This is a genomic window from Actinosynnema sp. NPDC002837 (genome assembly GCF_040295345.1).
Lineage (GTDB): Bacteria > Actinomycetota > Actinomycetes > Mycobacteriales > Pseudonocardiaceae > Actinosynnema.
Window position 1 is genome coordinate 66067 of sequence record NZ_JBEOVG010000021.1, and the last position, 21431, is coordinate 87497.

15 protein-coding genes are annotated in these 21431 nt (G+C 73.9%); 10 read left to right on the forward strand and 5 right to left on the reverse strand.

What is annotated here, in order from left to right:
• The first annotated feature begins 92 nt into the window (after nucleotides 1-92).
• The 6 genes from ABTZ99_RS17570 to ABTZ99_RS17595 are packed head-to-tail and all read left to right on the forward strand — an operon-like array spanning nucleotide 93 to nucleotide 7020.
• Complete coding sequence (locus ABTZ99_RS17570; protein WP_498782861.1) at nucleotides 93-1250, forward strand: inositol-3-phosphate synthase; 1158 nt, start codon at nucleotides 93-95, stop codon at nucleotides 1248-1250.
• Nucleotides 1247-2101: an SCO3242 family prenyltransferase gene (locus ABTZ99_RS17575; protein ID WP_498782863.1), complete on the forward strand. Its 855-nt coding sequence runs from the start codon at nucleotides 1247-1249 to the stop codon at nucleotides 2099-2101. The genes ABTZ99_RS17570 and ABTZ99_RS17575 overlap by 4 nt, the downstream gene beginning before the upstream one ends.
• Nucleotides 2098-3651, forward strand: a complete 1554-nt coding sequence (locus ABTZ99_RS17580) for an EboA domain-containing protein (protein ID WP_499612273.1) — start codon at nucleotides 2098-2100, stop codon at nucleotides 3649-3651. Before ABTZ99_RS17575 ends, ABTZ99_RS17580 begins: the two co-directional genes overlap by 4 nt.
• On the forward strand, nucleotides 3651-4508 hold the full coding sequence (locus ABTZ99_RS17585) for a TatD family hydrolase (RefSeq protein WP_498782867.1): 858 nt from the start codon (nucleotides 3651-3653) through the stop codon (nucleotides 4506-4508). Before ABTZ99_RS17580 ends, ABTZ99_RS17585 begins: the two co-directional genes overlap by 1 nt.
• The gene (eboE, locus tag ABTZ99_RS17590; protein WP_498782932.1) at nucleotides 4508-5614 is read left to right on the forward strand and encodes a metabolite traffic protein EboE; all 1107 of its coding nucleotides are present in this window, start codon (nucleotides 4508-4510) and stop codon (nucleotides 5612-5614) included. The genes ABTZ99_RS17585 and eboE overlap by 1 nt, the downstream gene beginning before the upstream one ends.
• On the forward strand, nucleotides 5611-7020 hold the full coding sequence (locus ABTZ99_RS17595) for an alkaline phosphatase family protein (protein ID WP_499612275.1): 1410 nt from the start codon (nucleotides 5611-5613) through the stop codon (nucleotides 7018-7020). Before eboE ends, ABTZ99_RS17595 begins: the two co-directional genes overlap by 4 nt.
• A gap of 86 nt (nucleotides 7021-7106) precedes the next feature.
• Here the strand turns inward: ABTZ99_RS17595 and ABTZ99_RS17600 are convergent, their stop codons facing one another.
• Nucleotides 7107-8756 carry a serine/threonine-protein kinase gene (locus tag ABTZ99_RS17600; protein ID WP_499612277.1) on the reverse strand — a complete coding sequence of 550 codons (1650 nt, stop codon included), beginning with the start codon at nucleotides 8754-8756 and terminating at the stop codon, nucleotides 7107-7109.
• Nucleotides 8757-8809: 53 nt separating this feature from the next.
• Nucleotides 8810-9850: an NAD(P)-dependent alcohol dehydrogenase gene (locus tag ABTZ99_RS17605; protein WP_498782872.1), complete on the reverse strand. Its 1041-nt coding sequence runs from the start codon at nucleotides 9848-9850 to the stop codon at nucleotides 8810-8812.
• Nucleotides 9851-9942: 92 nt separating this feature from the next.
• On the opposite strand from ABTZ99_RS17605, the gene ABTZ99_RS17610 reads away from it, so the two are divergent.
• Entirely contained in the window at nucleotides 9943-10530 is a 588-nt protein-coding gene (locus tag ABTZ99_RS17610; RefSeq protein ID WP_498782874.1) for a TetR/AcrR family transcriptional regulator, read from the forward strand.
• A 125-nt stretch (nucleotides 10531-10655) separates the two neighbouring features.
• On the opposite strand, the gene ABTZ99_RS17615 is transcribed toward ABTZ99_RS17610, so the two are convergent.
• On the reverse strand, nucleotides 10656-13844 hold the full coding sequence (locus ABTZ99_RS17615) for a S8 family serine peptidase (protein WP_499612279.1): 3189 nt from the start codon (nucleotides 13842-13844) through the stop codon (nucleotides 10656-10658).
• 438 nt (nucleotides 13845-14282) lie between these two features.
• On the opposite strand from ABTZ99_RS17615, the gene ABTZ99_RS17620 reads away from it, so the two are divergent.
• Nucleotides 14283-15686, forward strand: coding sequence for a hypothetical protein (locus ABTZ99_RS17620; RefSeq protein WP_499612281.1), 1404 nt, complete (start codon nucleotides 14283-14285; stop codon nucleotides 15684-15686).
• Between the two features lies 1 nt (nucleotide 15687).
• On the forward strand, nucleotides 15688-16821 hold the full coding sequence (locus ABTZ99_RS17625) for an ARPP-2 domain-containing protein (RefSeq protein ID WP_499612283.1): 1134 nt from the start codon (nucleotides 15688-15690) through the stop codon (nucleotides 16819-16821).
• A gap of 9 nt (nucleotides 16822-16830) precedes the next feature.
• Here ABTZ99_RS17625 and ABTZ99_RS17630 read toward each other — a convergent pair whose 3' ends face one another.
• Nucleotides 16831-17853: an LLM class flavin-dependent oxidoreductase gene (locus ABTZ99_RS17630; RefSeq protein ID WP_498782882.1), complete on the reverse strand. Its 1023-nt coding sequence runs from the start codon at nucleotides 17851-17853 to the stop codon at nucleotides 16831-16833.
• Between the two features lie 93 nt (nucleotides 17854-17946).
• Nucleotides 17947-19344: a DUF4241 domain-containing protein gene (locus ABTZ99_RS17635; RefSeq protein ID WP_499612285.1), complete on the reverse strand. Its 1398-nt coding sequence runs from the start codon at nucleotides 19342-19344 to the stop codon at nucleotides 17947-17949.
• Nucleotides 19345-19560: 216 nt separating this feature from the next.
• Here ABTZ99_RS17635 and ABTZ99_RS17640 point away from each other — a divergent pair, with 216 nt between their 5' ends.
• Complete coding sequence (locus ABTZ99_RS17640; protein WP_499612287.1) at nucleotides 19561-21321, forward strand: hypothetical protein; 1761 nt, start codon at nucleotides 19561-19563, stop codon at nucleotides 21319-21321.
• Nucleotides 21322-21431: the final 110 nt, after the last annotated feature.

Genomic DNA, 21431 nt, shown 5'->3' on the forward strand with positions numbered 1-21431 from the left:
GGACCGCACCCACCCGACCGGTGCCGGGACGTCCGCGTCCCGGCACCGTTCGGTGACCGGATGTTGAGTGAGCGGGCGAAGGAGGGTGGCCAATGACGGACGAACCCACCGGGCTGTGGCTGATCGGGGCACGCGGATCGGTCGCGACGACGGCGATGAGCGGGCTGCTGGCGCTGCGCGCCGGCCTGGCGCCGCCGACCGGCTGCGTGACCGGACGACCAGAGCTGGCCGGTGTCCCCATGCCGGGCTGGCACGACCTGGTCGTCGGCGGGCACGACGTCGTCGACACACCCCTGGTCAAGCGCGCCGAGCAGCTGGTGGACAGCGGCGTGCTGCCGCACCGCCTGCTCGGCGCGATCGCGGACGGCCTGCACGCGGCCGACGCCGAGGTCCGGCCCGGCTACCACCCGGTGACGCACCGGGGCAGCCAGGCGGAGGCGGCCCGCCGGCTGGCCGCCGACATCACCGACTTCCGCGAGCGGCGCGGTCTCGCGCGGGTCGTGGTGGTGAACGTGTCCTCGACCGAACCGCCCGTGCCCGCCGCGCCCGAGCACGGCGACCTGGCGTTGTTGGAGGAAGCGCTGGCCGACCCGGCGCGCGCGGTGCTGCCGCCCAGTTCGGTGGCGGCGTACGCGGCGTTGCGCGCGGGTTGCCCGTTCGTGGACTTCACCCCGTCCACCGGGATCGCGCTGCCCGCGCTGGACGAGCTGGCCCACCGCGAACGGCTGCCGTACGCGGGGCGCGACGGCAAGACGGGGGAGACGTTGCTGCGCACGGTGCTCGCGCCGATGTTCACCGCGCGGGCGTTGCGGGTGCGGTCGTGGGCGGGCACGAACCTGCTCGGCGGCGGCGACGGCGCGACGCTGGAGGACCCGGCGCACGCCGACAGCAAGCTGGAGTCGAAGGGACGCGGGCTGGCGGCGTTGCTGGGTGAGGACGTCACCGCGCCGCTGCACATCGACAACGTGCCCGACCTGGGCGAGCAGAAGACGGCGTGGGACCACGTGTCGTTCGAGGGGTTCCTCGGCGTGCGGATGTCGCTGCAGCTGACCTGGACGGGGCTCGACTCCTCGCTGGCCGCGCCGCTCGTGCTGGACCTGACCCGGCTGGTGGCGGCGGCGCACGCGGCCGGCGAGGTGGGTGCGCTGGGCGCGCTCGGGTTCTTCTTCAAGGACCCGCTGGGCAGCGACGAGCACCGGTTCGCCGAGCAGACCCGTGAGCTGTACCGGTGGGCGGGTGAGCTGGCGTGAGGGCGTACGCGGAGCTGGTCCGCGCGCCGGCCGCGCTGACCGTGCTCGGTGACACCCTGGCGGGCGCGGCGGCGGCCGGTGTGCCGTTGCGGGGCAGGCGCTTGCTGCTGCCGCTGTCGTCGGTGGCGCTGTACTGGTCCGGGATGGCGCTCAACGACTGGGCCGACCGCGAGCTCGACGCCGTGGAACGCCCGGAGCGGCCCATCCCGTCCGGCCGCGTCAGCCCTCGTGCCGCATTGACCTTCGCGGTGGCCCTCAGCGCGACCGGGCTCGGCCTCGCCGCGCTGGCCGGTGGGCGTGACTCGGTGGCGGTCGCGGTGCCGTTGGCGGTGGCGGTGTGGTCCTACGACACGGTGCTGAAGGACACCGCGGCGGGACCGCTGGCGATGGCCGCGTGCCGAGGTCTGGACGTGGCGCTCGGCGCGGGCCGGGAACGGGCGGCGAGCGCCCTGCCGGCGGCCGCCGTCCTGGCCGGGCACACGCTCGGCGTGACGGCGCTGTCGCGCGGCGAGGTGCGGGGCGCGTCCGCCGGTGCGGCGAAGGCGGTGCTCGGCGGCACGGTGGCGACGGCGGTCGCGGCGATCGCCCGGCCGGGGCGGACGTGGCGGCACCGGCTCGGCGCCCTCGCCGGCGCGGCCACGTACGCGGTCACGGTGGGCCGTGCGCAGTTGGCGGCGGTGCGCGACCCCGGTGCGAGCACCGTCCGGTCGGCCACGAAGAACGGCATCCACGGCATGGTGCCGCTGCAGTGCGCCCTCGTGGCGCGCAGCGGGTCGCCGGCCGTCGCCGCCGGTCTCGCCCTGGTGCTGCCGCTGGCCCGCAAGCTGGGTCGGAAGGTGGGGCCGACATGACCTACCACCTGGGCTACGGCACCAACGGGTTCGCCAACCACCGGCTGGACGACGCGCTCGCGGTGATCGCCGACCTCGGCTACACCGGGGTGGCGCTCACGCTCGACCACCACCACCTCGACCCGTTCGCACCCGACCTCGCGCAGCAGGTCAAGAAGGTGGCGGCGCGGCTGGACCGGCTCGGTCTCGGTGTCGTGGTGGAGACCGGCGCGCGGTTCCTGCTCGATCGGCGGCGCAAGCACCACCCGACGCTGGTGAGCGACGAGCAGGAGGTCCGGGTGGACTTCCTGTCGCGCGCGGTGGAGATCGCGGCCGACCTCGGTGCCGACTGCGTGTCGTTCTGGTCCGGCATCGTGCCACCGGACGTGGACGACGAGGAGGCGTGGCGGCGGATGAGGTCGGGCGTCTCGGCGGTGCTCGACGGCGCGGCCCGGCACGGCGTGCCGCTCGCGCTGGAACCCGAACCCGGGATGCTGGTCGAACGGCTCGACCAGGCGCTGCGGCTGCGCGCCGACCTCGGTTCGCCCGCCCTGCTCGGGATCACCCTCGACGTGGGGCACTGCGTCGCGGTCGAACCCGAGGACGCGCCCGCGTGCGTCCGGCGCGCGGGCGACCTGCTGCTCAACGTGCAGCTGGACGACATGCTGCCGGGCGTGCACGAGCACCTGGAGTTCGGGGAGGGCGACCTGGACCTGGCCGCCACCCTCGCCGCGCTGGACGAGATCGGTTACACCGGGCTGGCCGGTGTCGAGCTGCCCCGCCACAGCCACGCCGCGCCGGACGTGGCGCGCCGCGCGATGAGCGCGCTGCGCGAGGCGTCGTCCGGGCTGGGGGCGGTGGCCGGGAGCGCGTCGAGCGAGGCGTCGGCCGGGAGGTCGATGGCCGGGAGCGGGCTACACGAGGCGTCGCCTGGACCTGGGGCGGTGGCCGGGAGTGCGTCGAGCGAGGCGTCGGCCGGTCCGGAGCACCCGTGGCTGGCCGAGGCCGAGCGCGCGGTGCGGGCCGATCCCACGGCGATCCGGTCGATCTTCCCCGCGGTCGGCCGGGCCGTCGGCAGGCAGGCGTTGCGCGGCGAGGCCGACCCGCTCGGCGTCGTGCACGGGACCGTCGACGACGCGGCCCGCACCCGACTGCTGACCGCGCTCGCGTCGGCGACCGGCCCGCAGGAGCTGGCGGCCGAGCTGCTCTCGCTCTACCGCTTCGGTGACGACGCGGAACGCCGTGGCGTGCTGCGCGGGCTCGCCGCCGTCGGGGACGAGGCGCCCGCGGCCGGTGTCGAGCTCGTCAAGGACGCGTTGCGCACCAACGACACCAGGCTCGTCGCCGCGGCGCTCGGTCCGTTCGCCGCCGATCACCTCGACGCGCACTCGTGGCGGCACGGCGTGCTCAAGTGCCTGTTCCTGGACATACCCCTCGCCGCCGTGGCCGGGTTGGACCGGCGCGCGGACGCCGAGCTGCGGCGGATGGTCGCCGCGTTCGCCGACGAACGCCGGGCCGCGGGCCGCACCGTGCCCGGCGACGCGCTCGAACTGCTGAGGAGCCAGACCTGATGCGCATCTTCGACCCGCACATCCACATGACCTCACGGACGACGGACGACTACGAGGCGATGCACGCCGCCGGCGTGCGGGCGGTGGTCGAGCCCGCGTTCTGGCTGGGTCAGCCGCGCACGAACGTCGGCTCGTTCACCGACTACTTCGACGCCCTGATCGGCTGGGAGAGGTTCCGGGCGGCGCAGTTCGGCATCCGGCACCACTGCGCCATCGCGCTGAACCCCAAGGAAGCCAACGATCCCCGCTGCACCCCCGTGCTCGACGTGCTGCCGCGCTACCTCGCCAAGGACGGCGTGGTCGCGGTCGGCGAGATCGGCTACGACTCGATGACCCCGGAGGAGGACGAGGCGTTCGCCCGGCAGCTGGAACTGGCCCGGCAGCACGACCTGCCCGCGCTGGTGCACACACCCCACCGGGACAAGGCCGCCGGCACGGCGCGCACCCTCGACCTCGTCCGGGAATCGGGCCTGCCCCCGGAACGGGTGCTCGTGGACCACCTGAACGAGATGACCGTGCGCGCGGTGGCCGACTCCGGGTGCTGGATGGGCTTCTCGATCTACCCGGACACGAAGATGGACGAGACCAGGATGGTGGCGCTGCTGGTCGAGCACGGCACGGACCGGGTGCTGGTGAACTCCGCCGCCGACTGGGGCCGGTCCGACCCGCTCAAGACGCACAAGACCGGGTTGGCGATGCTGGCGGCCGGGTTCGACGAGTCCGACGTGGACAAGGTGCTGTGGCGCAACCCGGTCGAGTTCTACGGCCAGAGCGGGCGGCTGGCGCTCGACGAGCCGGACGAGCCGGCCGCGTCGCCGACGTTCGCGGGCAACTCGATCCTGCGGGGTGGCTCGTGATCCCGGCGTACTGCACCAACGTCCACCCGGCCGAGGACCTGGCCGGCGTCGTCGCCCAGTTGGACCGCTACGCCGTCCCGGTGCGCGAAGCGCTCGGCGCCGACGCCCTCGCGCTGGGGCTGTGGCTGGCCGAACCGGTCGCGCGCGGCCTCGCGGAGGACGGCGCGGCCCGCCGGCGCCTGGCGGCGGACCTGCGGGCCAGGGGACTGGAGGTGAGCACCCTCAACGCGTTCCCGTACGGCGGGTTCCACCACGAGGTCGTCAAGCACTCCGTCTACCACCCGACGTGGACCGACCCGCGACGCGCCTCGTACACCCTCGCGTGCGCGACCGTGCTCGCGGACCTGCTGCCCGATTCCGCCTCCTACGGCAGCATCTCCACGTTGCCGCTGGCCTGGCGCGAGCCGTGGACCGGCGACGACGACGTGCGCGCCCAGGCCGCGCTCGACACCGTCGCGCGTGGCCTGCGCGCCGAGGCGGCCCGGCACGGCAGGCCGATCAGGCTGGCCGTCGAACCGGAGCCGGGCTGCGTGCTCGACACCGTCGCCGACGCCGTCGCGTGGCTGGCCGACCGCGTCGACCACGACCACGTCGGGATCTGCCTGGACACCTGCCACCTGGCCGTGTCCTTCGCCGACCCGGCCGAAGCGGTCAAGGCCATCCGCGGGACGGGCCTGTCGGTGGTCAAGGTGCAGGCGTCGGCGGCGCTGGAGGTCGCCGAGCCCGGCACGGAGGAGGGCAGGCGGGCCATCGCGGCGTTCGTCGAGCCGCGCTACCTGCACCAGGTCCGGGAGAACGCGCCCACCGGCGTGCTCGCGGCCGACGACCTGCCCGAGGCGCTGACCGACCTGCCCGCCGCGCACCCGTGGCGGGTGCACTTCCACGTGCCCCTGCACGACCAACCGACCGCACCGCTCACCTCCACCACGGACGTGCTGCTGACGGCGGTGGAGGCGGTCCGGTCGACCGCGGACACCATGCCGCACGTCGAGGTCGAGACCTACACGTGGACCGTCCTGCCCGGCGCGGGCGACGACCTGGCCGCCGGTATCGCCGCCGAACTGCGCTGGGCGGCGGACCACCTCGGAGACGGAGGCGCCCCATGAAACCGCTGGTGGTCATCGACGTCGTCGGCCTGACGCCGGCGTTGCTGCCGCACATGCCCAACCTCGCCCGGCTCGGCCGGCGTGGCTGGCAGGCCGAGCTGGGCACCGTGCTGCCCGCTGTGACGTGCAGCGCCCAGTCGACGCTGCTGACCGGGCTCACCCCGGCCCAGCACGGCATCGTCGGCAACGGCTGGTACTTCCGCGACCTCGGCGAGGTCCACCTGTGGCGCCAGCACAACCGGCTCGTCCAGGGCGAGAAGCTCTGGGAGACCGCCCGCCGCGCCCATCCCGGCTACACCGCCGCGAACGTCTGCTGGTGGTACGCCATGGGCGCGTCGACCGACGTCACCATCACCCCGCGGCCGATCTACCACGCCGACGGCCGCAAGTCGCCCGACGCCTACGTCCGCCCGCCGGCGCTGCACGACGAGCTGGTCGGCGAGCTGGGCGAGTTCCCGCTGTTCCAGTACTGGGGACCGACCGCGACCTTGAAGTCCAGCGAGTGGATCGTCGGCGCGGCCCGCCGCGTGCTGGCGTCGCAGCGCCCGGACCTGCTGCTCGTCTACGTGCCCCACCTGGACTACGACCTCCAGCGGTTCGGACCCGAGGGCCCCGAGGCCGCGCGTGCGGCGGCCGAGGTGGACGCCGCGCTCGCACCGCTGCTCGCCGACGCCGAGGCAGCCGGCGCGACCGTCGTGGCGCTGTCGGAGTACGGCCTCACGGCCGCGCGCCGGCCCGTCGACGTCAACCGGGCGTTGCGCCGGGCCGGGCTGCTGGAGGTCTACACCCAGGCCGGCATGGAGCTGCTGGACCCGTGGGCGTCACGGGCGTTCGCGGTGGCCGACCACCAGATCGCCCACGTCTACGTCGCCGACCCGGCCGACGTGCCCCGCGCCCGAGCCGTGCTGGCGGAGCTGCCCGGCGTGGACACCGTGCTCGACCGCGCGGCGCAGGCCGGCGTCCACCTCGACCACGAGCGGTCGGGCGAGCTGGTCGCGGTGGCCGAGCCGGACGCCTGGTTCACCTACTACTACTGGACCGACGACGACCGCGCGCCGGACTTCGCGCGTGGCGTGGAGATCCACCGCAAACCGGGCTACGACCCGGCCGAGCTGTTCTTCGACCCGCACGACCCGCTCGTCAAGGCCAAGGCCGGGCTCAACCTCGCGCGCAAGAAGCTCGGCCTGCGCTACGCGATGAACGTGGTGCCGCTCGACCCGTCGTGCGTGCGGGGCACGCACGGCAGGCTCCCCGACCGCGCCGAGGACGGCCCGGTGCTGCTGTGCTCCGACCCCGCCGCGCCGGACTCGGTCGAGCGGAACGGCCGGATCGCCGCCACCGACGTCCGGGACCTCCTGCTCGACCTGCAAGGCCTGTCCGCACCCGTGAGGGGAACCGACCGCTGAACCGACCGGCGGGCTCGCCCGCGCGGCGAGCCCACCGGCGTCCACTCGCGGGGCAGCTCCGTCCGGAGCCGACCCGCGACGGGGGATCACTTGCCGCGCGGGTAGGTCTTCTGCACCTCGCCCTTCAGGTTCGCCTGGAGGAACGCGCCGCCGTACTCGTCGATCAGGTACACCTTGATCGACGGCGTCTCGTCGATGATGTCGCTGTCGACGATCAGGTACCGCAGGGTCGGCTGCGGGACGCCGAGCTCCTTGTTCGCCTGCTCGAACAGCGCGGGCACGGCGTCCCAGTTCACCTGGTTCAGGTCGATCACCGGCCGGTCGGCGTCCACCCCGTCCGCGCCCTTCCTGGTCGCCTTGCCGCCCCGGTACTCGAAGTCGTCGAAGCCGTTCGCGACCGCCGCGGTCGGTGCGACGGCCGTGGCGTGGTCCGGCCACAGCGTCAGCTCGGACACCATCGTGCCGCCCATCACCCCGCCGAGGGCGGCGACCGCTTCCCGCGCGCCGGCCGGCGTGAGCAGGTCGACCTTCGCCGCGGTGCCCGCGGTGGTCGGCTGGTCGCCGGGCAGGCCGACATCCCGCTGTGTGGCCGCGGTCGTCGTCGTGCCCGTGGGGGATTTCGCCGAGTTGTCCGCGTCCCGGAGGTGGTTCACCAGCACCACGGTCGCGACGACCAGCGCCACCCCGACCAGGGAGAGCACCACGGCGCCCGTCCGCTTGCGGGCCTTGGGCAGCGGGGTGGGGTAGGACTGCGGGTAGCCGTGGGGCTGGGGCCCGCTGACGGGCATCGGCGTCGGCGTCGGCGTCGGCCAGTGGGGGTACTGGGCCTGGGGACCGCTCGGCGGCCCCGGGACGGCGAACCCCACCGGCGTCGGGGGGCCCAGCGGCGGAGGCGAGTCGCGCTCGGCCGCGGCGAACATCTGGTCCAGCACCTCGCCGGTCGGCCGTTCGGCCGGGTCGTTGCGCAGGGCCGCGTTGAGCGCGGGTGCGAGGGCGCCCGCCCGGCGCGGCGGCGGCACCGGCTCGGTCATCACGGCGGCGAGGGTCGCCATCGTGGACGCGCGGCGCATCGGGTGGTAGCCCTCGACGGCCACGTACAGCAGCATCGCGAGCGACCAGAAGTCCGACGCGGTGTGCGTCTCGTCGCCGCGCAGCCGCTCCGGCGCGATGTACTCCGGCGACCCGATCACGTCGCCGGTCGCGGTGAGCTGGGTCGAGCCCTGGAGGGCGGCGATGCCGAAGTCGGTGAGCACGGCGCTGCCGTCCGTCCGCAGCAGCACGTTGCCCGGCTTGACGTCGCGGTGCATCACGCCCGCGGAGTGGGCCGAGCGCAGCGCCGCGAGCACGTCCCGCCCGATCCTCGCCGCGTCGCTCGGGCTGAGCACGCCGTCGCTCAGGCGCGCGTCGAGCGACGTGCCGCGGACCAGCTCCATGACGATCCACGGGTACGGCGAGTCGGCCGACTCGATGATCTGGTAGATCGACACGACGTTCGGGTGCTGCAAACGGGCGAGCGCGCGGGACTCGCGCAGCACGCGCTCCCGCAGCTGGGCGGCCGTCGCGGGATCGCTGTCGACCTGGTCGGCGTCGGCCGGGCGGACCTCCTTGATGGCCACCTCGCGGTGCAGCCCCAGGTCGAGGGCGCGCCAGACCGTGCCCATCCCACCGCTGCCCAGCCTCTCCAGCAGCTCGAACCGGCCGTCGAGGATCCGCCCGGTGTGCTCTCGCTCAGACACCGCGTCACGCTAGCAACCGGCGACCGGAGGACGGAGAACCGGCACTCCCGAGTTCAGAGGTCGGACAGGTCGAGGACGAACCGGTAGCGGACGTCGTTGCGGCCCAGGCGGTCGAGGGCCTCCGCGACGCGGGCCGACGGGAGCGGTTCGACGTCGGCGGCGATGTCGTTGGCGGCGCAGAAGTCGAGCATGGCCGCGGTCGCCGGACGGCCCCCGCTGCCGGCGGAGCCGAGCTTCTTGCGGCCGATGAGCAGGTCGAGCGCCTGGACGGTGACGGGCCCGAGGTGGCCGACCTGGCTGAGCGTGCCGTCCAGGGCGAGAAGTCCCAGGTACGGGCCGAGGTCGTGGGGCACGGGAATGGTGTCGATCAAGACGTCGAACCGGTCGCGGGCCGCGGCCATCCGGTCGGGGTCGGTGGAGACGACGAGGTCGTGCGCGCCGAGCCGGGCCGCCTCGGCCGCGCGGTCCGCCGACCGGCTGACGACCGCGACCTCGGCGCCGAGCGCCACCGCGAACTTGACCGCGAGGTGGCCCAGCCCGCCCAATCCGCTCACCGCGACGCGGGCGCCCGGTCCGACACCGAGGGCCCGCAGCGGTTCCCACACGGTGATCCCGGCGCACATCAGTGGCGCCGCCGCGGCCGGGTCCAGTCCGGCGGGCAGCGGGTAGGCGAACCGGTCGCGCAGGACGTACTCGCGGGAGAAGCCGCCCAGCGTGGTGGACCCGTCGTGGCGGTCGACGCCGCCGTAGGTCAGGGTCGGGAACTCGCGGCAGAAGTTCTCCTGGCCCGCCGCGCACATGGCGCACGCTCCGCAGGAGTCGACGATGTTGCCCACGGCGACGGGGTCGCCGACGCGGAAGCGGGTCACGTCCGGACCGGTCTCGGTCACCACGCCGGTGAACTCGTGGCCCGGCACGAGCGCCGGCACGTCCCCGTCGCGGTGCGCGCGGACGGCGTGCAGGTCGGTGTGGCAGACGCCGCAGTAGTCCACGCGCACCGCCACGTCGTCGCGGCGGAGGTCCCGCCGGGGGATCGTGACCCGGCGCAACGTGCCCGTCGAGCCGTGCGCCTGCCAGCCGGTGGTGCTCCTCATGACGCTCCTTTAAACAGACTGTTCGGTCTGTTTCACGGTAGGCAGGCATCGGGCGAAAAGCAAACCAACTGGTCTGTCTGTAGAGTTCGGCCATGTCCGACCAGCAGCTGACCGCCCGCGGCGCGGCCACGCGGCAGCGCATCCTCGACGTCGCCACCCGCGAGTTCGCCGAACACGGCATCGCCGGCGCCCGCATCGAGCGGATCATCGCCGCGGCACGCACCAACAAGGCCCAGCTCTACGCCTACTTCGGCAGCAAGGAAGGGCTGTTCGACGCGATCTTCTCCGGTTCGCTGGAGCGGATCGTCAACGTCGTGCCCATCGACGCCGCCGACCTGGCGGACTGGGCCGTGCGGCTCTACGACGAGTACCTGCGGCGGCCCGACCTCATCCGGCTCGCCACGTGGGCCCGCCTGGAACGCCGGCCCACCGGCCACCTCGTCGACGACGCCGACCGCCTCGACGACGGCAAGCTCCGGGCCATCGCCGAGGCGCAGGAGGCGGGGCTGGTCCGGGCAGGCGACCCGTTCGACCTGATGGCCCTGGTCATCGCCCTGTCGATGGCCTGGTCGCCGGTCAGCAACGTCTACGCGGCCACCGCCGACGAACCGGCCGCCACCCACGACCGCCGCCGGGCCCTGCTGCGCGACAGCGTCCGCCGCGCGGTCGCGCCCGGCTGACCGGTCACGTGACCGCTCGTCAGGCCCGGCGAGGCGCGCGTTCGAACTCGGTCCCTTCCAGGGCGACCGCCGTGCCGGCCCCGGTATCGCGAGTGCGCGGGGCCGGCACGGTGGCGTGGCGGTTCCTACTTCAGCGCGTACGCCCTGGTGATCGTCTGGCGCTGGCCGTTGCCGTCAGGATCGGTGATGCTCGACCGCAGCGACACGAACCGCGCACCCGCCGGGTGGTCGACGGCCGCCTTCCAGCCACCGTGATCACGCCACACCGCCGCCGGCCGCCAGGTCGCGCCGTCGTCGTAGGACACCTCTACGACCGGTGCTGAGACCGTGCCGATCGCGCTGCTCCCGTTGCGCTGGACGTACACCGGGATGGTGAACCGCTTCCCGGCCGGCGCCGCGTTGTGGTGGTCGAGGTTCGGTGCGAACCTCACCCCCACCAGCGGTAGCGCGACCGCCTCCGCGCCGCTGTGCTCGGACGTGAACGTCCACTCCGCGCTGATCGCGGTGGACAACCGGTCCGACGGCCGGGTCGTGGTGGTGCGCAGGGTGTAGGACGCCCGCTCCGGCACGGCGTCGAACCAGCCCATGCCGTCGTACGGGTGCTCGGCGATCACCCGGCCGTCACGCAGGAGCGTCGTCGTGCCGGCCACGTCGAAGCTGAAGTTCATCCGGCCCCGGCCCTGGTCGGTGGCCGTCGGCACGGCGAAGCTGAAGCGGTCGCCGATCCGGGCGGCGAAGTCGGCCGGGCCGTGCAGCCCTCGTGGCAGCGACGGCCCGAACACGCCGACGTTCCAGCGCTCCGCGGTCGTGCGGTCGAGCGGGAAGCTCCTCGGCTCGACCTGGTACGTGCCCGACACCGCTTGACCCGACTCGTCGATCTCGGTGAAGTCGCCGTCCCACGGCACGTCCGGCGTGTAGTACTCGGTCAGCGCGCCGGGCAGCGGCAGGGGGAGGAACGACTCCCGCAGACCGGTCCGGCCGGACGTGGCGACCGCGTGCTCCGAACGCACCTTCGCGAACTGCCGGTCCCGGTAGCGCCACCGCAGCGTCTCCGGCACGGTGCCCTTCTCCGCGTGCCGGACGTGGTAGAGCGACGAGCCCGTGAACGACTCGCCGTCACGCTCGGCCAGGCGCTGCTCCACGGTGAACGTGAACGCGTCGCTCCTGGTGGTGGCCGGCTTCACCGCGCCCATCTCACGGCCGCCGACGCGCATCAGGTACTGCGTCGCCTTGATGCCGCCCCACGCGGTCTCGCGTTGGAACACCACCTTGCCGTTGCCGGGCTTCGCCTTCGGGTTGTCCAGGTCGAAGCCGACCGGCTCGGCCTCGCGCGCGTCGAGGACGAGCTCGACGTCCCGGGTCAGGTCCAGCGCCGGCTCGACGAACTCGGCGGTGCGGAAGTCGCGCAGCTCCGGGATCGGCAACGCGATCGTGGCGTCGAAGTAGTACTCGCCCTTCGGCAGCCGCATCCTGGCGGTGCCGGACGAGTCGTACAGCGGGAACTCCCGCGGGCGGTCGACGTCGATGAGCCGCGCCGTGTGGAAGTCGGTCGGCGCGCCGTCGAACCCGACGAACTTCACGGTCACGTCGTAGCTCTCCGGTTCGCGGTTCACCGAGATCGGCGTGCGCACCGACCGCCCGTTGCCGGTGGCGATGACCAGTCCACTGTGGACCTTCTCCTCCGAGCCGTCCCTGGTGTCGGTGGTGACGGTCGCGCCGGCCCGACCGCCGGCCGGCACGGTCAGCCGAGCGGGTTCGACCGCGAACGGCGCTCCGGTGGTCGTGAGGTCGAGCCTGACCGGCTCGGCGCCGGTGTTGGTGTAGGTCAGGGTCGTCCTGACCGGCTGGTCGTCGTCGTGCGGCCACTGGGCGATGCCGTTGGTGATGCTCGCCGGCGTCGCGGACACCGCGGCCGTGGTGGCGGCGGCGACGTCGACCCGGCCCGCGCCCTGCTCCGCGACGGTCGACGTGTCGTTCGGCCTGGCGCTGCCGACGAGCCCGGCCTTGAGCTGCTCCGCTCGCCAGTCGGGGTGCCGGCCCGCGAGGACGGCGGCGGCGCCCGCGACGTGCGGCGTGGCCATCGACGTGCCGGACAGGGCGACGTAGCCGTCACCGGCGGGGACGCCGATGCGGCCGTTCTTGGCCTTGGCCGCGACGATGCCCACACCGGGGGCGGTGATCTCGGGTTTGACCGCGCCGTCCCGCAGTCGGGGACCGCGACCGGAGAAGTCGGCGAGCCGGTCGTCCCGGTCGACCGCGCCCACGGTCAGCGCGGCGTCGGCCGCGCCGGGGCTGCCGATCGTCCCGGCGGCGGGGCCGTCGTTGCCGGCGGCGACCACGAACAGCACGCCCGTCTCGGCCGAGATCCGGTCGAGCGCCCGGGACATCGGGTCGGTGCCGTCGCTCGGCGAGCTGCTGCCCAGGCTCAGGTTCACCACGTCGGCGCCGCTGCCCGCGGCCCACTCCATGCCCGCGATGATCCAGGACTCCAGGCCGCTGCCGTAGTCGTCGAGGACCTTCCCGTTGAGCAGATTGGCGTCCGGCGCCACGCCACGGTGCCTCACGCCGTTGCCGGTGATGGTCGAGGCGACGTGCGTGCCGTGGCCCTGCCGGTCGTCGGCGGTGTCGCTGTCGGTGAAGTTCCGCTCGCCCACGACCGCGTCCGACAGGTCCGGGTGGGTGGCGTCGATCCCGGTGTCGAGCACGGCGACCGTCGTGCCCTGCCCGGTGTGGCCGGCGGCCCACGCGTCCGGCGCGCCGATCTGCGGCGCCGAGTGCTCGACGCTCGCGCGGACCGGCCCGTCGAGCCAGACCCGCTCGGCCTGGCGCGCGGTGGCCCAGTAGGCGGGCGACCGCTCGACCGAGACGGCGGCGGCGCCCATGGCCGGCAGCTCGCGGCTGACCTGGGCGCCCGCCGCGCGCGGGGTGGCGCCCGGGTAGTCCACGATCAGCGGCAGCCGGTCGCGGGAGGCGTCGTCGTAGCCGGTGCGGGCCAGCTCGGTGACGTCGAACAACCGCGGGTCGAGCGTCCCGCGCGCCAGCGCGAGCGCGGCGTCCTCGGGGATCACGTGGATGTCGCCTTGCACGTCCGTGCGGAGGTGGAAGGTGAGGTGCTCGCGGCCCTCGGCGGGACGCACCTTCGCCCCGTCCGGGCCGCCGAGCGCGACCTCGTCACCGGTCAGCAGCGTCACGGTCGGCCCCACCGGCGTGAACGCGCCAGGCGCCGCGACCGCACCCGGCGCGTTCACGGTCGCCGCCGGCGCCACCACACCGGCGGCGACCGCCGCGGCGAGCAGAGCCCGTCTGTAGATCATCAGCCCTCCAGCTTGGACCCGACGACACGTCGCCGGTCGACACTTCCGGTCCATGCCCAAACGCGGCAGACCCCCGTTCTGCTGCACGCCGGCCGGAACCGGTTCGGCGGCGAGTCGCCCATCGCATCCGGGATGCCGGCCGGCACGCCGAGGTCGTCGACGGGCACCACCGCCCTCGACCCCGCCGCGTGACGGCTGCGCGCCTCGGTCCCTCGTGCTGTGGCTGCGCGCCGACGCCGCAGCGTGACGGCCGGTGGGCCGAACCGTTCGCCGGGGCGGCCGGTGATATTCCCGGCGGAGGCGGCCACCCGGTTGCTACAGTTCGCCGGCCGGCCGCGGGACTTCGGTGCGACTTCCGGAACCCGCCTCTGAAGCGATGATTCGCTGCTCGTGCCCCCATTCCCCGGCCGGCCCCGACACCACTCCCGGAGCAGACGCATGGACGCCCTCACCGCCGACGACATGATGATGTTCATCAACGCGGCGACGACGTCCACGTCCCAACGCGAGTTCCACGGCGGCGCCGACGACCAGCGGCTGTCGCTGGACTTCCTGCACGACTACGTGATCGGCAACTACCGCGACCTGTACGCGGCGGCCCTCGCGCTGGACATCAACGACCACAACGCCGCGCTGATCGTCCGCAAGCTGCTGGAGACCACCGGCGACGCCACCGCCGGCCAGCGGCGGGTCGAGGGCGGGCTGATCGCCCGACGGCTGCGCACCCTGCCGCCCCAGCGCGTGTACGACCTGTTCCGCGCGTTGCGCCGGGCACGGGTGAACAACCGGCGCACCCGCGCGATCATCCGCGAGTGGGTCGCGGCCCGCCCGGACCCGACGTTCGACGCGGTCAAGTACCGCACCGCCCTGAAGGGCGCGCTGCGGCACGCGCACGTCGCGCCGGACGGCGAACTGGGCCCGTTCCTGTTCACGTCCGGCCACCACCCCCGGTACCGCACCCCGCTGCTGGAGACGTGGCGGCGCGCGCACTACGAGCAGGCGTCGGTGTACGAGCTGCCGTACACGGTGGCCGAGGGCTTCGCCGCGAAGCACGGGATCGACCGGGCGACGTTCCTCAAGCGCATCGAGCCCCGGATGACCAGGCTCGAACGGTTCCGGTTGCAGGAGTCCGCACGGCGGGACAAGGCCGCCGTGGCGGTCGACCTCGCGTCGATGCCGCTGACCCGCCTGGCCTCCTACGTCCTGTCCCTGCCGGTGCCCGTGCGGGTCGAACGGCGGGGCGAGCTGACCGGGGCGCTGCGCGCGGCGGCGGTCCGGGCCGCCGGGCCGGCCGCGGGCGGGTGGGGTCGGGTCGCGGCCGTGCTGGACGACAGCTTCTCCGCGTCCGGCTCCACGCAGAAGCGCCGCCGGCCGTTGGCGGTCGCGCTGGCGTGCCACTACCTGCTGGCGGAGTTGGCGGCGGAGTACGTCCCGTTGTGGACGTCGGGGCGCGCCGACGCCCTGCTGGCCCGCCCGCACGGCATGACGCCGCTGGGCGAGCGGGTGCTCGACGCGCTGGAGCACGCGCCGGACCGGCTGCTGATCGTGTCCGACGGCTGGGACAACGCGCCGTACGGGCTCGCGTCGGAGGTGTTGCGGTTGTGGCGGGCGAAGCTCGACCCGGAGCGCCGGGTGGTCGCGGTGCACCTCAACCCCGTGTACGACGCGGGCGACTTCGACGTGAAGCGGCTCTCCCGGTCGGTGCCGACCGTCGGCCTGCGCGACGCGGAGGACGTGCCCGCCCTGGTCGAGTTCGCCCGGTTCACCGAGGGCCGGACCGGGTTCGCCGACCTGCGGGCGCACTTCGACGCCCGGGTGGCCAAGTTCCTGCAGGAGGGGTGACGTGCAGCTCGACCTGACGGGGCTGACCACGCGTGCGGCTCAGGTGTGGGGCGGCGTCCGGCTCGTGCCGTTGACGCGGGACGAGCCGATCACCGGCCTGCGGCTGCACGACCGCGTCTACGGGGACGACCCGGCGATCGTCGAAGTGGGCCCGCGCACGCACTACGCGTCCTACATCCCGCACGGTTTCGTGGCGACGTGGACCGACGACGACACCCCGGTCGCGACGTACGGCACGCAGCTGAAGCGGGGCGCCGCCGCCACGGGGCCGCCGCCGCACGGGATGCGGCTGCGCATCCACCGCCGGATGGCACGCCGGGTCGAGCGCAACCGCTTGCGGTTCCTGCCCCTGCACGTGGCCGTCGAGGGGTACCTGGCGCTGCACTTCGGCGGCCCGGAGGTGGTGTGGGAGGAGTGGTCGCAGCGCGCGATCCGCCGCGGCCTCTCGCCGCGCGTGGAGGAGGCCTACTCGGGCGCCGAGGTCGAGGGCCTGGCGGACGCGCTGAAGCACTTCGAGATCCACCCGGGCCAGTGCGGCGTGCTGGTGTACGTGGCCGACGCGCTGGCGGCGGCGTTCGTCGTCCCGCACCCGGACGACTACCGGGCGCTGCACGCCACCCTCGTGCAGGACATGTACGGCGAGCTGATCCACTACTACGCGACCCTGGCCACGCCCGCGCCCCGGTTCGACGTGCGGCTGCCGGACGACGTGGCGTCGTTGGCCGACCTGCGCGCGGCGGCGGCCCGGGAGCAGGCCGAGTGGGCCCGCTTCCACGACCTGGCGATGGCCGCCGGGCTGCTGGGCGAGAGCTACGCGACGAACCGCGTGTACCGGATGGGCGACTACACGCTGTCCCGCTTCCTGCCGACCTTCCGCCTCAAGGAGGAGAACCACATCGGCGAGCTGATCACCGCTCGCGACGGTCGGACGGCGTACCTGAAGACCTTCCGCCTCTCGGAGGCCCAGATCCGCCGCGGCCACCTGCTGACCACCCTGGCGGCCCACGACTGGCACCTCCCGACCGCCGCGAACGCGCTGCGCGTCACCGAGCCGCAGTTGGGCCTGCGCCTGCAGGCGGCCGGGTTCGGCGCGCTGCTCCGCGAGGACGTCCTGGCCCGCTACCGCGCGGGCTGACCGCCGGGGTCAGCGCCAGCCCAGCGCCGGGGCGACGTGGGTGAGGACGTCGTCGAGCAGGTGGGTGTTGTAGTCGACGCCGAGCTGGTTGGGCACGGTCAGCAGCAGCGTGTCCGCCTCGGCGATGGCCTCGTCCCCGACCAGCTGCTCGACGAGGGCGTCGGGTTCGGCGGCGTACGTGCGACCGAAGACCGCCCGGGTGTCGGCGTCGAGGTAGCCGATCTTGTCGGTGCTGCCGCCGTCGTCGCCGAAGTAGGCGCGGTCGAGGTCGGTGGTGATCGCGAAGATGCTGCGCGAGACCGAGACGCGCGGCTCGCGCGACCACCCGGCCTCCGACCAGGCCTTGCGGAACGCCCGGATCTGCTCGGCCTGCTGGACGTGGAACGGCGCGCCGCCCTCGTCGTTCTTCAGGGTCGAGCTCATCAGGTTCATGCCCTGCTCCGCCGCCCAGACCGCGGTGCCGTTGGAGCCCGCGCCCCACCAGATCCGCTCGCGCAGGCCCGGCGAGTGCGGTTCGACGCGCAGCAGGCCCGGCGGGTTGGGGAACATCGGGCGCGGGTTGGGCTGGGCGAAGCCGTCGCCCTCCAGCACGGTCAGCAGCACCTCGGCGTGCTTGCGGGCCATGTCGGCCTCCGTGTCGCCCTCGGCGGGGCGGTAGCCGAAGTAGCGCCACCCGTCGATCACCTGCTCCGGCGATCCCCGGGAGATGCCGAGCTGGAGCCTGCCGCCGGCGAGGAGGTCCGCCGACCCGGCGTCCTCGGCCATGTACATCGGGTTCTCGTAGCGCATGTCGATCACGCCGGTGCCGATCTCGATGCGCTCGGTCCTGGCGCCGATCGCGGCCAGCAGCGGGAACGGCGAGGCGAGCTGCCGGGCGAAGTGGTGCACCCGGAAGTAGGCGCCGTCCACGCCGAGCTCCTCCGCGGCCACGGCGAGGTCGACGGCCTGCAGGAGCGCGTCCGACGCCGACCTGGTGCGCGAGTGCGGCCCGTCGGACCAGTGCCCGAAGGACAGGAATCCGATTTTCTTCACGCCCCGTGGAACGCCTCGGCGAGCTGATTGATTCCTCAACTACTCGTGGCGACCGACCCGGCACGAAGTGCGGCAACCGCCGTGGCGCGGGTCTCAAGCAGGTTGGGCGGTGGCCAGGTCGGGCGCGAGGAAGTCGAGGACGTAACAGCCGAGCGAGCCGTCTTCGGCGCGGCCGAGCCACACCGGGTTCGCGCCGTCGCTCCAGCCCTTCACGATGATCAGGTCGGTGCCCTCGGCGGACAGGGTGCGGTACGGGCCGTCGCCGCTCATGGCCGTCTCGATCTCGGCCTCCTGGTACGCCGCCACGCCGGTGTGGTCGACCAGCGCGAGGGTGGCCGTGTCGACCGGGTTGCCGAAGAACTCGCCGTCGCCCAGCGCCAGTTCGTGGTCACCTTCGAGCAGGGCCAGGTGCCACGAGGTGACGGGCGCGTCCGTGATCGTCACCCGGCACGCGGCGGTCGTGGTCGTGCCCGTGCCGTCCTCCACCACCTGGAACACGTCCACCGGGTACTCGCCGGGCGGCGCCGTCGTGGCCAGCGGGGTGGAGCCGTCGTCGAGCCAGGCGGGGTCCGCGACGACCACCCTGCCGCTGGGCAACCTGATCGTGCCGACCGGGAGCCGCCGGACGGTCAGGGCACGGCCGTCGTCCGTGCGGAACCGCGCGCCCTCGGTGACGGTCTCGGCGATGTGGCGCGGTCGCAGCGGTCGCGGTGGGCGCCACGGGAAGTGGGTGGGCACGACCGCGGGCCCGGGGCGGGCGGTCGCGGGGCCGGTCATCCCGGCGAGGCCCGGCCAGCCGTCGACCGCGGGCACGGCGACGTCCTCCGGCGGCGGCGCCGACTCCGGCCAGTTCGACCCGTCCGACCAGTCGCGCGAGGTCTGCAGCGTGCTGCCGTCCGACTGCACGGCGGTGATCCCGATGGTTTTGATCGCCGCGGTCGCGTCACGGCGGACCCGGGCCCGGAACGTCGGCTGGTCGCCGTCGAACTCCGGCGCGTGCGACCCGGCGTAGTTCCAGCTGCGGACCTCGAACAGCCGCAACCGCCCGTCCGGCCAGCGCCGGTACGCGACGCCCCGGTACCTGCGGCCGTCGGCGTCGACGTGCCACAGCTCGGCGTGGTGCTCCGCCCAGCACACCTCCACCACCGCCCGCGCCGTCCCGTCGACGAGCAGGACCACGGCGTACTGGCCGCCCGAGGCGTCCTGGGCGCGTGCGACCGACTCGGACATCGGCGACACCGGGGCACGCGCGCCGGCGTCCCACCCCGCGCAGTACACGACCTCCACCGGCCGGTCCGTCGGCGCGGGCACCTCCGCCACCGGCAGGTCGTCCAGGTCGGGCCCGACGCCCAGCGGTCGGTCGCCCGGCTCGCGGACGTTCGCCAGCGCCAGGAACCCGCCCGCCGTCATGACCACGAGGCCGCCGGCCAGGAGCACCGTTCGTCGGGAGAGGCGCGTGCCCGTCCCGTCCCCTTGCGTCGGCGGGTTCACGGATCGCGACCTTACTGGACGGCCCCGGTAACGATGACCCAGCCGGCGCCGATGCGAATGCGCGCATTTCGTGGACGTCCCGTGTCCATTCCGCGCCCGTGCCCGGCGGCGGTGCCCCGCAATGCCGAAGTTCGTTGCCCAGCGCCGGCTCGGCTGCTTGTCCTGCGCGGGACACGGGGATTCCTGCTGTCGCTCCACTTTGACCTGGGGGATGGTTTGCGGACTTTCCGTGGCGCTGGAGCCTGCGCCGCCGCGCTGCTCGTCGCGACGACACTGGTGGCCGGTGCGCCCGCCGCCGCGGCCGCGGAGCCGCCCGCCGCGCCGTACACGGCCTTCACGACGCACTTCGAGGGCTTCGGCTACATCGACGGGAGCTTCTCCTACGAGGCGTCCCGCAGCACGATCCGGGCCTTCCAGCAGAACGCCAACGGCTACGCGTTGACGATGATGGCGTCCACCACCGGCCACCACCACAGCTTCGACCTGTCGCCGCCGAACGGGACGCGGTTCGAGGCCGGCCGGTCGTACCCGGCGAAGACCGGCTTCTACACGTCCGACTCGATCACGGTGTTCAACGTCGGCGGCGACGGGCAGGGGTGCGAGGGAGCGGCGGCGACCTCCGGCACGGTCAACGTGCACGAGGCCGCCTACGACGAGGCCACGGGCCGGTTCACCGCGTTCGCGGCCGACTACCTGATGCACTGCGACGGCACGACCCGCACCGCCAGGGGCGAGATCCGGTTCCAGTCCGGCGTCGGCTACCGGGCCACGGACAGCCCGGACTACCGCTTGCAGTTCGGGCGGCAGCCGTGGGGTGAGCAGGGCACGTCGATGCAGGTGCCGGTCGAGGTGAACGGCACCGTCCCCACGACCTTCGGCGCGGCGTCGCTGACGGGCCCGAACCCCACCGCCTTCCGGATCACGGCGAACACCTGCTCGGGGAACACCCTCTCCCACGGTCGGACGTGCGCGTTGACCGTCACGCCGACGGCCACCGCGGTCGGCGCGCAGACGGCGTCGCTGACCCTCCTGGAGGACTCCGTCGCGGGCAAGGTCAGGCGCCTGCTGTCGTTGGAGGGCTTCGACGCGCGCGGCGACCGGGGCACGTTCTACCCGCTCACGCCCTACCGCGTGCTGGACACCCGCTCCGGCCAGGGCGCGCCGCGCGCCACGGTCGACTCGGGCCAGACGGTGCGCCTGCAGCTGACCGGCCAGGGCGGGGTGCCGGTCGAGGCGTCGACCGTCGTGCTGAACGTGACCGTCACCGAGCCCTCCGGCCCGGGCTACGTCTCCCTGTACCCGACGGGTCTCACCCGCCCGACCGCCTCCTCGCTGAACTACGGGTCCGACAGCACCGTGACGAACTTCGCGGTCGTGACCGCCATCCCGTGCTCCGACTGCGGCAGTGGCACGGGTGCGCCGTCGATCGGGGTGTACACCAGCCAGGACAGCCACGTCATCGTGGACATCGTCAGCTTCTACGACGACAGCTCGCTGGAGGGCGGGCTGCGCTTCGAGCCCGTCGTGCCCAACCGGATCGCCGACACCCGCGCGGGTCAGGGCCGGCCGTCCGCGCTCGGCCCGGCCACCACCGCGACCGTCGTCGCGCCGGAGCCGCTCACGGGTCCGGACGTCTGGGCGTTGGCCACCAACGTCACCGCCGTCCAGCCGACCGCCCCCACGTTCCTGACGGTGTGGCCGGCGGGCTACAGCGGCGTCGGCCGTCCCAACACGTCCAACCTCAACCCGTCCGCCGGTGCGATCGTGCCCAACGCCGTGCAGACGATGATCGGCCCCGAGTGCGGGTTCCACGTCTACAACAACCAGGGCTCGAGCCACGTCCTGGTCGACGTCGTGGGCACCTTCTACCACGACCCGCCGCCGTCGACCGCTTCCGCTTCCACCCGCGGGCACGTCGCCCAGGGGCAGGTGGCGGCCCCGAAGGCGGAACCGCTGAACGGGCCCCAGCGCGCGTAGGCAAGGCACCTCCGCCGGAAGTCGACTGTCCGGTGTGGATAATCACGTCCACATCGGACAGTCGGCTCTCGGCGGTGTGCGCGGCACCTGGCGTGAAGGCCCGCGCTGTC